At 47.7% G+C, this 15,955-nt stretch carries 13 protein-coding genes; 6 read left to right on the top strand and 7 right to left on the bottom strand.

Features of this window, described 5'->3' with window-relative positions:
• The first annotated feature begins 22 nt into the window (after window positions 1-22).
• Window positions 23-478, top strand: coding sequence for a DUF2269 family protein (locus tag ACJJIS_RS06900; protein ID WP_475709803.1), 456 nt, complete (start codon window positions 23-25; stop codon window positions 476-478).
• Between the two features lie 18 nt (window positions 479-496).
• On the opposite strand, the gene ACJJIS_RS06895 is transcribed toward ACJJIS_RS06900, so the two are convergent.
• From ACJJIS_RS06895 to ACJJIS_RS06885, 3 genes are all read right to left on the bottom strand, one after another.
• Window positions 497-1,477, bottom strand: a complete 981-nt coding sequence (locus ACJJIS_RS06895) for a hypothetical protein (protein ID WP_444907840.1) — start codon at window positions 1,475-1,477, stop codon at window positions 497-499.
• A gap of 74 nt (window positions 1,478-1,551) precedes the next feature.
• Complete coding sequence (locus ACJJIS_RS06890) at window positions 1,552-2,181, bottom strand: malonic semialdehyde reductase (protein WP_475709802.1); 630 nt, start codon at window positions 2,179-2,181, stop codon at window positions 1,552-1,554.
• A 54-nt stretch (window positions 2,182-2,235) separates the two neighbouring features.
• On the bottom strand, window positions 2,236-2,700 hold the full coding sequence (locus ACJJIS_RS06885; protein ID WP_475709801.1) for a DUF3429 domain-containing protein: 465 nt from the start codon (window positions 2,698-2,700) through the stop codon (window positions 2,236-2,238).
• Window positions 2,701-2,770: 70 nt separating this feature from the next.
• On the opposite strand from ACJJIS_RS06885, the gene ACJJIS_RS06880 reads away from it, so the two are divergent.
• Window positions 2,771-3,031: a DUF3081 family protein gene (locus tag ACJJIS_RS06880; RefSeq protein ID WP_413662543.1), complete on the top strand. Its 261-nt coding sequence runs from the start codon at window positions 2,771-2,773 to the stop codon at window positions 3,029-3,031.
• Window positions 3,032-3,333: 302 nt separating this feature from the next.
• Here ACJJIS_RS06880 and ACJJIS_RS06875 read toward each other — a convergent pair whose 3' ends face one another.
• Both ACJJIS_RS06875 and ACJJIS_RS06870 read right to left on the bottom strand, forming a co-directional pair.
• On the bottom strand, window positions 3,334-3,600 hold the full coding sequence (locus ACJJIS_RS06875; RefSeq protein WP_444958134.1) for a hypothetical protein: 267 nt from the start codon (window positions 3,598-3,600) through the stop codon (window positions 3,334-3,336).
• Window positions 3,601-5,498: 1,898 nt separating this feature from the next.
• The gene (locus ACJJIS_RS06870) at window positions 5,499-6,125 is read right to left on the bottom strand and encodes a MiaE family protein (protein WP_444933669.1); all 627 of its coding nucleotides are present in this window, start codon (window positions 6,123-6,125) and stop codon (window positions 5,499-5,501) included.
• A gap of 220 nt (window positions 6,126-6,345) precedes the next feature.
• On the opposite strand from ACJJIS_RS06870, the gene ACJJIS_RS06865 reads away from it, so the two are divergent.
• The gene (locus ACJJIS_RS06865) at window positions 6,346-7,281 is read left to right on the top strand and encodes a hypothetical protein (RefSeq protein WP_475709800.1); all 936 of its coding nucleotides are present in this window, start codon (window positions 6,346-6,348) and stop codon (window positions 7,279-7,281) included.
• Window positions 7,282-7,324: 43 nt separating this feature from the next.
• Here the strand turns inward: ACJJIS_RS06865 and ACJJIS_RS06860 are convergent, their stop codons facing one another.
• The gene (locus tag ACJJIS_RS06860) at window positions 7,325-7,774 is read right to left on the bottom strand and encodes a DUF1289 domain-containing protein (protein ID WP_413662547.1); all 450 of its coding nucleotides are present in this window, start codon (window positions 7,772-7,774) and stop codon (window positions 7,325-7,327) included.
• 304 nt (window positions 7,775-8,078) lie between these two features.
• On the opposite strand from ACJJIS_RS06860, the gene acnB reads away from it, so the two are divergent.
• The 3 genes from acnB (at window position 8,079) to ACJJIS_RS06845 (ending at window position 14,545) form a co-directional block, all read left to right on the top strand.
• Window positions 8,079-10,694 carry a bifunctional aconitate hydratase 2/2-methylisocitrate dehydratase gene (gene acnB / locus ACJJIS_RS06855; RefSeq protein ID WP_475709799.1) on the top strand — a complete coding sequence of 872 codons (2,616 nt, stop codon included), beginning with the start codon at window positions 8,079-8,081 and terminating at the stop codon, window positions 10,692-10,694.
• A gap of 415 nt (window positions 10,695-11,109) precedes the next feature.
• Complete coding sequence (locus tag ACJJIS_RS06850) at window positions 11,110-11,919, top strand: sulfotransferase family 2 domain-containing protein (RefSeq protein WP_475709798.1); 810 nt, start codon at window positions 11,110-11,112, stop codon at window positions 11,917-11,919.
• 484 nt (window positions 11,920-12,403) lie between these two features.
• Window positions 12,404-14,545 carry an alginate lyase family protein gene (locus ACJJIS_RS06845; protein ID WP_475709797.1) on the top strand — a complete coding sequence of 714 codons (2,142 nt, stop codon included), beginning with the start codon at window positions 12,404-12,406 and terminating at the stop codon, window positions 14,543-14,545.
• A gap of 21 nt (window positions 14,546-14,566) precedes the next feature.
• On the opposite strand, the gene ACJJIS_RS06840 is transcribed toward ACJJIS_RS06845, so the two are convergent.
• A complete protein-coding gene (locus tag ACJJIS_RS06840) occupies window positions 14,567-15,946 on the bottom strand; it encodes an MFS transporter (protein ID WP_475709796.1) in 1,380 nt (459 codons plus the stop codon).
• Between the last annotated feature and the right edge of the window lie 9 nt (window positions 15,947-15,955).

Genomic DNA, 15,955 nt, shown 5'->3' with positions numbered 1-15,955 from the left:
CTTTAGTCTGGCCAGCAGCACTGTGAATTACTATCTGATACTGAAAACACTGCATATCCTCTGCGCCATAATCGTACTCGGCACAGGGACCGGCATCGCTTGGTACACCCTGAGGGGCTGGCAGTCCGGAAATGCCCAAGTTATGCAGTGGGTCAGCCGGGAGACGGTACAGGCAGACTGGATATTTACCGGATCGGCGGTAATTGGTCTATTCGGAAGCGCGGTGGGTATGCTGCTGATTAATCCAAGCTGGATGCAGCAAGCCTGGTTACAATTGGCCGCCGGTCTCAGCGCAACCGTGTTCTTGTTGTGGCTGCCGGTTGTTTACCTTCAGTACCAGCTGCGTAAACATGCCAAAGAAGACGGTAATATAGACAAAATGCGCAAGCTAATGATGGCTTGGGGCCTGCTCGGGGCTATTGCATTTCCCATGACCGTTGCCATTGTCTATCTGATGGTATCCAAACCAGTACTATAAGGAACTTATTCCTGACCCTTACCTCTTCGCCCCCCTAAGAGTCTTATAGCTCGCTCGATGGCCAATATCTTTCCATTGCCGCTTGAAGTCATCCAGGACTACGCCAGATACAATTTCTGCATTACCTTCCGCACTTTTATCCAAACGATGTATCGCTTCTTTCTTACATAGCGGAACAATAATCGCCGAGCGTTCATGCCGGTCCATTCTCAACAGACGACTGCGAATATGCTCTGCCTCACCACCGGTACAACTTGCATCTGTAATCACAAATACATTGGTATCACTGTCTAGATCCGAAGCTATAGTGCCAAAACCGAGATCAAACTGCCGAAATACCACCCCTTTGAACAACCCCTCCCCCACTTCCGAACCCGTTATAAAGGGCCAGGCATGCGCCAGGGTCCACAAATAGGATTTACTTAAGACATATTGCAGGTGCTGATTGCGAACAAGCCCCAACTGGAATTGACGCTCAAAGGTTTCATCATTCAACTTGGCTTTACTGCAAATGGCTTTGGGAATGAGTTCCCCTTTGTAGCTGGTGGTCGGGATAACCACGATAAAATCATCAGCATCCCGCTTTTTCTCCAACGCCTTAAGAATGGTCGCCTGTAGATGTAAGACAAATTCCTCGGTGGTAATTACATCGTGTGGCAGCGCTGCGTTGTCCATTGCCAGGTTCATATAAAGTGTTTCCGCTCTATATGCCTGAATAATCGGCTCCAGCTCTTCTCGACTAAACAACAACTTTTCATCGAGGATCGCCTGCTCATTAATTTTCTTTGCGTAGCAATCTATCAGCAGTTGGTCTGCGGCATAGATACCGAAATTTCCCGAACTGACACAGCGGAAGTATTCCTCATCTTGCATCGACAAAAATCGCTCAACCACAGCCCGGCTTATGTCCCGGCCAAACAACTCATAAAGCGCGTCCTCTTGCCGAGGTAAAAAATATTCTTCCGGGTCAATCAACCGCTGAGATCGTTTAAGAACCACTTAAGCACACCTAATTCTTGATCCACTGCCATTAATCCGTATTAACAAATACGAATTATGTTAAACACAACAATTTACAGAGTTCTGCACACTTCATCGAAATCCAACCGAGGGTTGCGCGGATATAATTTGTCGGTTTCGCCATAGCCAAGATTGCACAAGAAATTGGACTTCATATGACAATCGGGGAAGTGCTCCGGCAGAAAAGCCGGTGCTGAGCATTTGTCACTGAAGAATTCCTCATCAACCAATGCGTTATCAAACCCCGACATTGGGCCGCAATCGAGCCCCAGGGCCCTCGCCGCTAAAATAAAGTAGCCTCCTTGCAAGGAACCATTGCGAAATGCAGTAACCTCCGCGTATTCGGGGCTATCGGCAAACCATTCGCGCGCAGGAGTCTGGGGGTAGAGCCTCGGAAGGTGTTCATAAAAGTGCATATCGTAAGCAACAATGACAGTCACCGGAGCCCGCATAGTTTTTTCAATGTTTCCTTCATTAAGCGCTGGCTTGAGCCGCTCCTTAGCCTCCTTACTTACAACAAACACCAATCGCATAGGGCAACAATTAGCACTGGTGGGTCCGAATTTGACCAAGTCGTAAAGCTGTTTCAAAACCTCTTTTGAAACCGGCTTATCCTGCCAATGACTATGTGTTCGGGCTTTGTTGAATAGCTGGTCGAGCACCTCAGAGGAAACAGGTTGCATAAGAGCTACCCCAAAATATCTTCGCTGGTAACAGTTTAGTTTGCGCCAGGCATTTCAAAGGAGCAGCAGAATCATAAGAAGATGGCAGGCCATCACTAAACAGGTCACAATACTGCGGGTGCGAAAGTACTGATCCCTCCCGGGCAGATTGGGGTTCAACCGGGCCTCGGCCCAGACAACAAAACCGAAAGCAACTAGTAACACCGGTAGCGCCCAAGTGGTGCGAAACATCAGCAGCGCCACCCACCCCACCAACGTCACCAGGTTACTCAGTAGCGCTAAAATCATCCTGTGCGGATGCCCCACTTGATTGAGTGCAGCACCCCACCAAACACCGCAGAGAAAGCTCAGAATCACGGCGCTGTAGGCGGTGAACAGCAGGCGCGGAGTCACTCCCCAAAGAGAAAACCCCAACCACTGCATAATGATTCCTGCGACAAATGGAATCAAACCAAGGTAAGCCAGCCAGTCAAACAGCCGCGTATCTACTGGTGGGTAGTGATGGATGTCAGTGTCCATGTCGTCTAAGCTTCCAAGTCAAAGACAGTTTCGTCTCAAACAACAAGCTTAGCGGCAGGAGCAAGCAGCAATGGATGCCGAACAGAAGATTGACGTCAAACAAGCGCTGCGGGTGTTTGATAGGGCGACAAAGGAGGGGCGCAAGGAAGGTAACGAATGGCATTACCAGGGACTGGCAGTCAGCACTGACTTTGACGGCTATACGGTTTTTATCAACTCCCCCAAAGTAAAACTCACCATATTTTTCCACAATAAATTTTCTGTGGATTCCACCAGCAGCAAAGAGCTCGAAGAGTTTATTCGGCTATTGAAAAAGCTTGATTCAGGATAAGAGAAAAGAACCTAGAAACCTCAAACAGAGGTAAATTTTAAACACCAAAATGAGACACGGTGAGAGCAACTTTTCGACATTCACTAAAAGAACACCGTATGCACAAATGGAGACACTATCCACCACCAAGCTTAAAAACCTCAGAAAACCCAACGCATCCGGTTTAAAATTACAGCCTAATACTACCGCAGCTACCTTCCAGATAAATCGATCATCTTACGGACTTATGCGGGTAGCACAGAATTTTGAAGCCCAGCGAAACATTGACCCATCATTTCACCCAAAGTCCGCTGGGCTAAATCTTAAGCTTCCCCTAGTAGAATTTTAATTATTGCCCCAAGAATATAACCAACACTATCCGTCACTCCACCAGACACATCACTTCCAGCCATTAACATATCTGCTGAAATGGTTTTCCCTTCTTCAGATATCTGAGTGTGAATCACATCCTCATGTATTGATCCAGCAAAACATACACTGACAGTTAAGACCATAAAAAACAATTTATATATAACTTTCATTAATATTCCTCCTAATTGATCAAATTTTCCATCTTTCCTTCTTTCCATCCTCCAAAAATCTCCCTATTTTTGGAATATCCACATTAATGGATATTTGAACAGCCTTCAAACCTATTAGATTAAACTTAAAATTCTCATATGAAACCTTATTAGCTTCCATGAACGAAAAAATACCTGCGAGATCAGCCTGGGTATTACTCCCTGACGGAACAAAGTAACCAGCAAGATTGAACTTGCGGTTGCCAATATCTTCCGCGTCATATTCAATCCCCCCGGAACCTAAAAGGCATCAACACCTCCAAAAGGTTCAGTGTTATCACTGGGAGACGCGCCTAGTACTTTTCTGCCACGTCTAAAAGCAGAGGACCACCACCTGCCAACATGGTAGAATTGTGTTTAAAAAATCCAATAGTTGGTTATCCATAACCAGATACTTCGTCAAACACCAGTCCCAAATAACACCATCTCCCCAGCCTCCCTTTAATATCAACCTTTACATTTCATTGCATGCAAATATTTTTTAACATCCTCAGGAGCCAATAAACAATTACAGTTTTGAAATATCTTGCTCCTAGCAACATCATTGGTCACACAAAAGATCATCTTGAGCATCAATACTGATTCAGAGTTAGCTATGTTGATGTTCAAACGGCAAAATATAACCTTTTTCGCCAGAGTAAAGTTGGAAGCTTGCCATGTCTTTTTTCAGTCCTTCTCGAGGAAGGCCAAATAGCCTTACACCCTAACAGGATTCTTTAATGGCTTTATTGATACAACCTTCTCGCCAAGGATAAATGTAAATCATGGTCATATCTACTGGAGAGCGTCCCAAGATCTTTATATTTTCTGCAAACTAAAACACTACGGCGTCTAAGTGATCAACCCCACCGTGAATACCGTTTTGCTTTATAAGATTTTGTGTAAAATTATTGAGTAAAGCATGGGACAACCTTGCCTTTGTGCTTCTCTCAGCATCTGTATATTTCTTGGAAATGAAAGATAGTTTTTCCATTACTTACTTTTTTTGGGGGAGGAGGGGAGAAATACCGGGCTACCTGGTACAAACTCACCATAACAATCATCCTGGCTGATCATTACGCTCCTCAATCTTCAGTGCTCCAAGATCGCCGGATGCGGCCCCTGCAGTAACACCAATAGGTATACCGCCCCAGGCTTTCCCGTTTTGGTGCATTTCTCAGGCAGCCTAAAAACTTCCTGAAATTAGCCCGTTGCCTAGTATCTCTCTCTTATATGACGTTAAGCAGTTCCATTAGCCCTTAATCCACCACAAAAAAGCATCCAACGAGCCACTTTCGTCTTCCTTGAATCACTCAGACAAAGATGCCCATAAACCACTTATGCTTTCTGATTACAGAATAACTGATTGAAAATAAAAGCTAATTAAGAAACGGCACTTAAACCTTCAAAAGGCGGTACTCAAAAACTGTACTTCCACACATTGGCTCTAAATTATAATTTTTACGGAAGGATGGTCAGTAGAAATCACTGTGCAGTACATATCTTTTTCAAGATTGTGGCCAACAGGGTATTGATGAACAGCCCCTAGTGTACGAGTTTGATCTTCTAGCGAGCCTACGATAGTACAGCTTACAAATACCCTTTAGTATTAGTTTACTACTGCTCACCCAGCTTACTTATAGCGTTCGATCAGTCGATATCGACTTGTAATGGCGAGTTCCCAAAGAGACCTGTGCTGATTTTTAGAGCACTAACGTGGAAGCGGGCAAAGGCAACAGAACTACCAAGCTGTCTCACGATAACCCCATAGCCAACGATTAGAGCTACTGCTGAAATGACCCAATTTAGTGAGCTTAGGCAGCGAGTATTCTGGCGTTTCCTCTAAAGAATCAGGAAGCTTGGAGCCAATAAACGTCAATGCAAAAGCTTCCTGTAAATCTGAGCCACCTTAGCAGGCCAAGCGAGAATTACTGCCCGGCACTCTCCGGCACACCACTGTGAAAGCGGAACTGTCCATCACTGCCTTCCACTAATTCCTTTTCTTTCTCCAGCAGTACCTGAACCCTAGATTGAATATCTTCATCGGAAGCCTTCTGGGCAAGGTGTAGGTAATCGCGGAAGTGACGCGCCTCAGATTTAAGCAGGGAGAGATAAAACTTCTGCAACTCATCATCTAACTGAGGCGCAATCCGTGCAAAGCGCTCGCAGGAGCGCGCCTCGATAATAGCGCCACAAATCAGCGTGTCGATCAGTCGCCCCGGCTCTGCGCTGCGGACTTCGGCACGAAGGCCCGCCGCGTAGCGGGAGGCACTAACGTGGTGGTAGGCGATACCGCGTTTCTCCATAATCGCCAGCACCTGCTCAAAGTGGCGTAGCTCTTCGCGAGCCAGACGCGACATTTTGTTCAGCAGCTCAAAGTCATTCAGATAGCGAAACATCAGGTTCAGGGCAGTACCCGCCGCTTTTTTCTCGCAGTTGGCATGATCAATCAGCATCATTTCCGGCTCCTTCAATGCCGCCTCCACCCAGGCATCGGGCGTGGGACACAGCAGGAATTCATTGATAGCGGACAGATCTGGGATTTGAGCATTCATAGGGCGAACAAACTTAACCGGAGCAAAATAACTTGGCGCGGGATTATAGCGGCCCCAAGCCACAAACGCCCACTTTTAAACCTCTAACGGGCACTACTTCACCGACTGACAGAGCCTGGCAGCAATTACCCAAGAAGGTCCCTAATGATAAATACACTCAACTTGATAACGATTTATTAAGTGCATTAATATAAAAATCACTTTTTATCCGGCATATCTGATGAATGACTACAGAACCCAGGCAAAAGCTATCCCACCGCTACTGGAAAACGTCCATGGCGCCGCCCAAGCCCTGAGAGAATCCCTGGAGTTGCTGCAAAATGCCGAGAAACCCTGGCAGCACTATCTACTTCAGCCCCCTTTCGCACAGGATGCCGCACTCAGTCTCAATCAGAGCTTTGAACGCCCCTATTCACTGTCAGGCGCTCTCTACTCGCAACTCGACTATCTGGAGCCCGTTAGCGCCGAAGGAGATGCCCGCGCTACTTTACAAGTACCAGGTTTATTGGCGGTACCGACCAAAACCCTTGAGCTTGCCCAACAACTCAATAGCCACAAAGAGATCTTTGCCAAGGCTATTGCCGAACTTCGCAGCGCCCTAGCGGAGCGGCCAGTAGCTGAGCAGGATCGCACTGTGCGGGAAACCCTTGCGGATGCTAGGTACCCCCGCGCACATCTACGCCAATGCTACCGGCTAGTGTTGATGTGCCCGAAGCGGCCGGATGCCATCACCCTTTCATGGATCAAGGCGCGTAAATCCATTCGCAAGGTCACGGTGAAATGGTGTGAAAAGAAGTTGGTGCAGCTCGACCCTCAAGGGTCCGATCCCGGTATCCAATATCAGCGCCAGCTACTCGCCGGGCTACACAAAAGCCAGCAGGAGGATTTACGCCAAGTGCAGGTACAGAGTCGCCCTAATCTCCAGGTAGCGGAAATCTTCTATGGGCACGAGCTAGGTGAGGAAGAGGAATATCATCAGGTCGGCTATTCCTCCATGCCGATTCTGGTAGAGGCCAACGAAGCCGGGCAGCTGCCTGAATTCACCCGAGTTGACCACCAACCGAGCTTGAGTCGGCGGCGCCAGCGGCGGGATCTGGCAATCGCCAGTGAGCCCTTTCTACCGGCGCTCAGAGTATTTTTGCGCCAGCAGCGCTAAACCCAGGCTCTCAAATGGAGCTGCCATCAACTTTTGAACCGTCCTAGGTAATACCAGGCGCCACATAGCGCTGGTAATAGGCGACAGACAGTGCGTAAAAATCCTCATCAATAAGGCGGCGAATTTCCACCAGTGGGACGCCGCGCGCCTGTGCAGTGAGTTGCAACCCAAAAGCCTTGAGGTCTGATATTTGGCTGGCCCCTGCCCTCAACAGTTCGAACACCCAACAGTAGGGATTTTGACTTTCATCAAAACGGACCCGCTGGTGATGAAGCTGCTCCAATAGCAGCTCGCGATCCACGATCTCCAACTGGCTGCGCACCGCATTCACCAAATACCCCTCTCGGCGCTCGGCAATTACCCGGCGCTGTTCTTCACTGTAGGCATTCCAATCAATAACCTCATGTGCAAAGCGCTTGCAGCCACGACAAACATCATCGCCAATTCCTGTGGAGCAAACACCGATACAGGGCGTGCGAACCTTCTTGTACATTAACTATCCGACCAACCTATTTATGCCGCCCGCGCGGCCTTCAAATTGCGCGTAGCCTATTTTGTTTCCGCCGCCAAGAAAAGGGGGGAAGTACCAGCTGCCAAACTACTAAAATTCACCTAGCAAATAGTCATAATTCACTTAAATTATTGATTTTTCGATAAACTTAACAGCAGTAGGGCTTTCCTGTAGTATTCGCCCCCCGCCATCAGCGGCCTCGAAAAAAAAATCCCGGCTGACAGTTAATAGACCGGGAATTCCACCCGCTGTAGGTGCCACCCCACACACCAAGAGGGACTTATCAGTGCTTGAAGCCTATCGCAAACACGTCGCCGAGCGCGCCGAACAAGGCATTCCGCCAAAGCCATTGGACGCCGAGCAAGTCGCCGGCCTGGTTGAATTGCTGAAAAATCCGCCAAAAGGCGAAGAACAGGAACTGGTTGACCTGCTCACCCAACGCGTTCCGCCGGGCGTTGACGAAGCCGCTTATGTTAAAGCAGGTTTCCTGTCCGCCATTATCAAAGGTGAAGCAGAATCCCCGCTGATCGATCGCAAACACGCTGTAGAACTGCTGGGCCAAATGCTGGGCGGTTACAACATCTCCACCCTGGTCGAGCTGCTGGACGACAAAGATCTGGCCGAACTGGCTGCCGAGCAGCTGAAAGGCACCCTGCTGATGTTTGACGCCTTCCACGATGTGGAAGAGAAAGCCAAAGCCGGCAACGAATTCGCCAAAGCGGTAATGCAATCCTGGGCAGACGCCGAGTGGTTCACCAAGCGCAACAAAGTACCCGAGAGCATCAAAGTTGCCGTATTCAAGGTAACTGGCGAAACCAACACCGACGACCTGTCTCCGGCACCGGATGCCTGGTCTCGTCCGGACATTCCCCTGCACGCGCTGGCCATGTACAAAATGAAGCGCGACGGCCTGGAGCCAGAAGAAGCAGGCGTTACCGGTCCGCTAAAGCAGATCGAAGAAGTTAAAGCCAAAGGCCTTCCCGTTGCTTTCGTTGGCGACGTAGTAGGTACCGGTTCTTCCCGTAAGTCCGCCACCAACTCCGTGCTGTGGTACTTCGGTGAAGAAATGCCTGGCGTGCCCAACAAGAAAGGTGGCGGTATTTGTATCGGCGGTAAAGTTGCCCCGATCTTCTACAACACCATGGAAGATGCCGGCGCACTGGTATTCGAAGCCCCCGTTGACGAACTGGGCATGGGCGACGTTATCGAGATCCGCCCTTACGACGGCAAGATCCTGGCCGAAGACGGCAAAGTCCTGTCTGAATTCCAACTGAAGTCCGACGTACTGCTGGACGAAGTTCAGGCTGGCGGTCGTATCAACCTAATCATCGGTCGCGGCCTGACCGGCAAAGCCCGTGAAGCCCTGGGCCTGGCGCCTTCCGAGCTGTTCCGCAAGCCTGAGCAACCTGCCGACACCGGCAAGGGTTACACTCTGGCCCAGAAGATGGTTGGTAAAGCCTGTGGCGTTGAAGGTATCCGTCCGGGCACCTACTGCGAGCCGAAAATGACCACTGTGGGCTCCCAGGACACCACTGGCCCCATGACCCGTGACGAACTGAAAGACCTGGCCTGCCTCGGCTTCTCCGCCGACCTGGTAATGCAGTCTTTCTGTCACACTGCGGCCTATCCGAAGCCCGTTGATATCAGCACCCAGCACACCCTGCCGGACTTCATCATGAACCGTGGCGGTGTTTCCCTGCGCCCGGCTGACGGCATCATCCACAGTTGGCTGAACCGCATGCTGCTACCGGACACCGTAGGTACCGGTGGTGACTCCCACACCCGCTTCCCCATGGGTATCTCCTTCCCGGCAGGTTCCGGTCTGGTAGCTTTCGCCGCCGCTACCGGTGTTATGCCGCTGGATATGCCTGAGTCCGTACTGGTGCGCTTCAAGGGCAAAATGCAGCCCGGCATCACCCTGCGCGACCTGGTGCACTCCATACCTCTCTACGCTATCAAGCAGGGCCTGCTGACCGTTGAGAAGAAAGGCAAGAAGAACATCTTCTCCGGCCGCATCCTCGAGATCGAAGGCCTGGAAGACCTGACTGTAGAGCAGGCATTCGAGCTGTCCGACGCCTCCGCCGAGCGCTCCGCTGCTGGCTGTACCATCAAGCTGTCCGAAGACACCATGTCTGAGTACCTGCGCTCCAACGTAACCCTGTTGCGCTGGATGATCGCTGAAGGTTACGGCTCCAAGCGTACCCTGGAGCGCCGCGCGCGCGCCATGGAAAAGTGGCTGGCCAACCCGAAACTGATGGAAGCGGACGCCGACGCTGAGTACCTGGAAGTAATCGAGATCGACCTGGCCGAGATCAAAGAGCCGATCGTATGTGCTCCTAACGATCCGGACGACGCTCGCCTGCTGTCCGACGTTGCTGGCGACAAGGTAGACGAAGTGTTTATCGGCTCCTGTATGACCAACATCGGTCACTTCCGCGCTGCCGGTAAACTGCTGCAAGAACACAAAGGTGGCATCTCCACTCGTATGTGGATTTCCCCGCCCACCAAGATGGACGAGCACCAGTTGATGGAAGAGGGTTACTACAACATCTACGGTTCTGCCGGTGCCCGCACCGAGATGCCCGGATGTTCCCTGTGTATGGGTAACCAGGCACGTGTGGCACCGAACGCCACCGTACTGTCCACCTCTACCCGTAACTTCCCCAACCGTCTGGGCGATGGTGCCAACGTGTACCTGACCTCCGCTGAGCTGGCTTCTGTAGGCGCCATCCTGGGTAAACTGCCGACTCCGGCTGAGTACCAGGAATACGCACAGAACCTGGACTCCATGTCCAGCGAGATCTACCGCTACCTGAACTTCGATCAGATTGAAGACTTCCAGAAGTCTGCCGAAGAAGGCAAGCGCATCGCCGCGACTGAGATCCAGGAAGTGAATGTCTAAGTGACAGCCTGATCCAGACCAAAAGCCCCGCTTTTTAGCGGGGCTTTTTTTATCCAGTGAAAATATCCCTATTTACCTACCCTGTAAAATCAGATTTTCCTGCCACTATATCCCCCCTAATTCCTAAGCAAGTCCCTAAAGTCGCGACCACTATTGGCCCACAAATAGACTTTTGAAATACCCTACTGCGAAAGTGCATACATTCTTCCGACTGAGATTTGGGAGATGAGTCTTAAATTGAAAGACTAAATAATATAAAAACCGCCACTAGGCAAACAATATATTGCCCATTTCATTACCACCGGCTAGATTTGAAGATTGGCATTTATACAGAGTTTACAACGGTAAACCTTAGAGAATTAAATTCGATGATTTATTGGAAAACAACCTCTATTACTCGATAGACTTTCTTTAAATGAAAAAATTATTGATGAAATTTAGCCGACCTACATTTAAAAAGTTTCCTGTAAGACTCGTACCTCCCCCTAAAATCTTCTTTTGCCACATCCCAAAATGTGCAGGTTCCTCCCTGCACTCCGCCATTAGTTCTCAATATTATGAGCCAAATAAATTAGGCAGCTTCAACATTAAACGAGCAGTTAGCAAGCGAGCAGCTGATGTATTAGAAATGCCAATGATGTCTGTACGAGAAACTGTAATGGTTCACAATCTATCTATAAATTCTAATTATTATGGACACGGGCACTCATTCTGCCGCCCGAATGTTGTAAAAAATTTCTCCAACGAATGGAATTTTATAACAGTACTACGAAACCCAATTGATAGATGGATATCTCTCTACACCTATAACACCTACAAGAAGAGTCAATGGGACAAGAACTCTCTCCCTTTGGATAAATATATCGAGTCCCAGATTGGGATCATGACAGGACAAGTTTTCATACGATATTTTTCGGATTTTTCTGACTCAAATCCTTCAGAATACATAGAGCAAGCCTTAAAAAATTTACAGCAGTTCTCAATTGTTGGCACAACCAATCATTTAGACAAGCTAACCCAACAAATCTCTAAAGACTTCGATATAAAACTAGACATCCCCAAGATTAACAAGAGCCCTAATACCAAACTTGCTCAGGAGATAAAAACAGACGCAAAAGCAATCAAGAAAATTGAGAAGATTTGCCAATATGATATGGAAATTTACAAAAGATTTACTGATAAGCATGGACCAATATCTTCTGGAAAGAGTTACAAAGCGATGTAAAAACACTGAAAACATACCAAGTCGTGCGAGCCCCCACTAAGACGATAACCCTGCAAAGGGGGAGAGGACTACGAACGGTACAAGTTACGCTGATTCAAATAAAACGAGCGCAATATTGCTACCCATATACAAATATCAGAAACCCCCTCCAAATATATCACTTAGATCATCCACACCCGTAACGGCGCAAACCTCTCGATTACTGTTTAAAATATAGCCACCCATAAATCTACCCGAGAAGACAAGTGGAATGACGCGAATTGTTATCAGTCATAACCACCTCAATTGGTATCGGCTAATGGAGATACACTTCAATGATGGCGTAATCTACAGCTTTCTTTCCCTCTCAACTCCTAAAATCAGGTCAGCTATAATCATTTACAAGCCATAATGTAAAAGTTCGACCATTAGGAATTTTCCTGAAAACAATAAGATTCGCTTAAATACGCCCCCAAAATATCGAACTATAAGAATATAGATACCAATGCCCAATAAACACCCAGATTTTAAACAAAAACCAACAACTCCCAGTAAAGATACTTTTTTAATACAGTGGCAGAATCGCTGGGCATTCTTCACTCAAAAATTCAAACGGAAGATCCTGAAGTATGCCGGTCGCCTAATCAATGCTATCTTTCACAAGCATCGCCATTTCCCAAACTTCTACTTCCCCAATAGTCGCCCACCCTACCCAAAGACTATACCAAGCAACTCCTATACAAGCACATCAGACAATACCCAGACTTTTATTCTTTATAGAATTATCGGCAACGACCTAATCCCTCGACACAGCGCCGGACAATCCTATACAAACCTTGAATTCATTTTGCAGCATGAGCCTCCACTAGAGGGCTGCAAGAAGGTGTTTATCCTCAACCGAATTGTTGACCCAAGAGAGGAAACTGCCATTATCAAACTGCTTTGCAATTACAAACAAAGTTACTTGAGAATACCCTTTCACTGGGGTGAATACAAAGAAATTGGGTGGAACATCCTGGATTACCCGATTAATTATGCCCCCTATAAACTAAAAGACCTTCGCATGCGACGGGATTTGGAAATACAAGCCGAGCTGGGTCTATACCGTCATAAAAATAACTATGTAATGAATAATAATGGGGCGAGAAATCTCGCTCTAGAAGATGGTAAATCAAAAGCAGATTGGATTTTACCTTGGGATGGAAATTGCTTTGTGACTTCAAAAGCCTGGAACGCAATAAGACAACAAGTTCTCAACCATGCCACCTACCCATACCATATTATCCCAATGGCAAGACTATTAGATAATCAGTCCATACTGTGTGAAGACTTCGAGCCTGCCCCCACAGAGGAGCCACAGGTTCTGTTTCGATCTGATAGCACTGAGATTTTTGATAGCCGCTTCTGTTACGGAAGGCGCCCTAAGGTAGAACTTTTATGGCGGCTAGGAGTATCGGGGAAATGGGATGAGTGGGCGATTTTCCCTTGGGATCTCCCCTGCCCGAATTACTCGGAAGCCGCAGGTCACTATACTCAGGGAGGCTGGGTAGCCAGACTATTTTCCGGAAAGACGCACCTGGAGCGGACAGATCAGCAGTCCAGCCGGGATCGAGGAACAACTCGCTCTGAAGCTATCCTTGCCATGCTGGATCACCTCGATGATTCCAGCTTTTCCGCCGATACAAGCGCCCCTGGCAGCAAGTTGGCCGCAGCAAACAGGTGCGACCTTCCCTACCTAATGCTATTAAGAGAGGCCACGCAAAGATCGGTAAAAGCAAAACAGAGGGCGCGATCCAGTTCGATTAACAGCCTGCTTCAGGATTTGACCATTGTCGCCCTTGCGCAATCCCACTGCTCGAAGCAGGAATTCATTCAATTTATCAACAATAGCCTCATCAAGCTATTCCCCAACAAACATGAAACGAAATACAGCAAACAATTACAATCTGTAAATCCCAACCTACTGGTCTACACCCTCTCCAATTTCAAAAAACTGAAACAAGAACAGCAGATTCGTCTGATAGGAGTTGAGCGATTAGACTACCATCTGGAGCAATACTTTAACTGGTTGATAGATAGTCATCGCGGACAATCAACACGCCCAAAACTTGGGCATCTTGGCACACAGTATGATTTACAAGTTGTAGCTTTAGCGCTCTATCTCAATCAAATACAAACTGCCAGAAAAACTCTCAGGGACTCCCGCTTCCGAATATTAGAGCAGTTTGATCACTCGGATAACCAAGTATCAAAAACCAAGAGTAAAAATAATTTTCATTATGAATGTCTCAATCTTCAATCATGGATTTATCTTGCCAGTCTCGCAGAAACAATTGATGAAAATCTCTGGAACTTCACAGCAAGAAATGGGGCTGGCACCCAGCAGGGAATAGATAATTTTCTACAAGCGTTCGAAAACCACAAGGGCCCCAAGCATTTCGACCGGCAGAGACTGATCCCAATAGCCTATGCCTACAGACAACATTATGGAGAGCTAAAAGTAAAACTTAATGCCGTACCAATCAGCCAATGCAAACCTGTTTTCCCAATCGAAACGGGAATTTCCCCATTTTGGAACCTCGGCAAAGAAGCACAAACTTCACCTTTAAAGGCTGCCGATCAATTAACAACTGAAACGGAAAGATAGACAACGGATAGATTATTAAAATCAAATTTCAGGCTTTTTATCTCCGACAAATAAAATGCAAATAATAAAAGCAAACATGGCCAGATAGGCATTTACAGTAAATGCATATTCAATACCCGATGGCATATCAGTGGCCATCGCCACTATCGTAGTATTCAACCCTAATCCTACGGCACCACCCGCTATTTGAAACATAAAAATGATTGCACCCGCTAAACTTGCCCTACTGCTATCAACAACCGTTATAGCTACAGTTGTAATGGTGGAATTGAACAAACCAATACCAGCACCCAATATCACAAGCCCGGGAACCAAAGACATATATTGAGTATCCTTGTGGATATGAGATAGAAGATACATTCCAAGCGTCATCAATAAAGTAGCTGTCGATACTATCTTCTTTGCTCCAATCACATCATATAGCTTCCCTGCCAGAAAGCCGAAAACGCTAAAGGAGAGCATCATAGGGATCAGCCCCATCCCCGCCCTCATTGCTGAGGTACCACGAACATTGGTTAGGAACTGTGGAATAAAAAATAATCCAGCAAAGAAAAGCGCTGAAATCAATAACGTAGCAACAGAGGCGAAGACAAACCGTTTATTCCCAGCTACATCCGGTGGAATCAACGCCTGAGCCCCAACTCGTTTCTCAACGACACTAAACAAGCAAATAAGTAAGAAAAAGGCGGCGATAAGGCCGAGAACCAATGGGCTTTTGAAACCGACATCAACAACAAGATCGAACGCCAGTAACAAGGCAAATAGAGCCATCGACAGCGAAGTGATTCCGGCATAGTCAATACGTTCATCACAAGCTTCTGGAGAGTCATCAGGAATCACTCTCCAGCAAACATATAAGGCAACTGCTGATACCGGCAGGTTAATAAAGAAAATCCATCTCCAACTGGCATAATCTGCCAGCGCACCACCCAACAGTGGTCCAACTGAATTGGCAATACCGCAAACAGTAATCACCAGCCCTCCAGCAAAACCCGCTCGCTTTTCAGTCATCAGGCCATAGGTCATACCCAGGATCGACGGCCACATCATAGCCCCTCCAATCCCCATCAGTGCCCGGGATATCAATAACATTCCCATATTAACTGCAATCCCACCGATAAGTGAGAACGCCATAAATAGCAGGGTTCCAATAAAGAATACCCTCCTCCTGCCATACATATCGGCAAGGCAACCACCTGAAATAATCAGTACTCCAAAGACTAAGGCGTAACCATTAATGACCCACTGGGTCGTTGTAAGGTCAGAGTGGAACTCGTGCTCCATTGCCGGCAGCGCGGGAGAAAAGGCCGTAAAATCATTGGCGACAAGGAAAATGGCAAGAGACAGAGCCAACATTCCAAGGTATAAATTCTTATCTAAGAGACCCTCTTGTCTTTCCATGGCGTAAAC

It is taken from the genome of Microbulbifer maximicatervae (SeqCode), assembly GCF_056231245.1.
The sequence above is the reverse complement of the archived record's forward strand: the minus strand, read 5'-3'. Positions and strand labels throughout refer to the sequence as shown.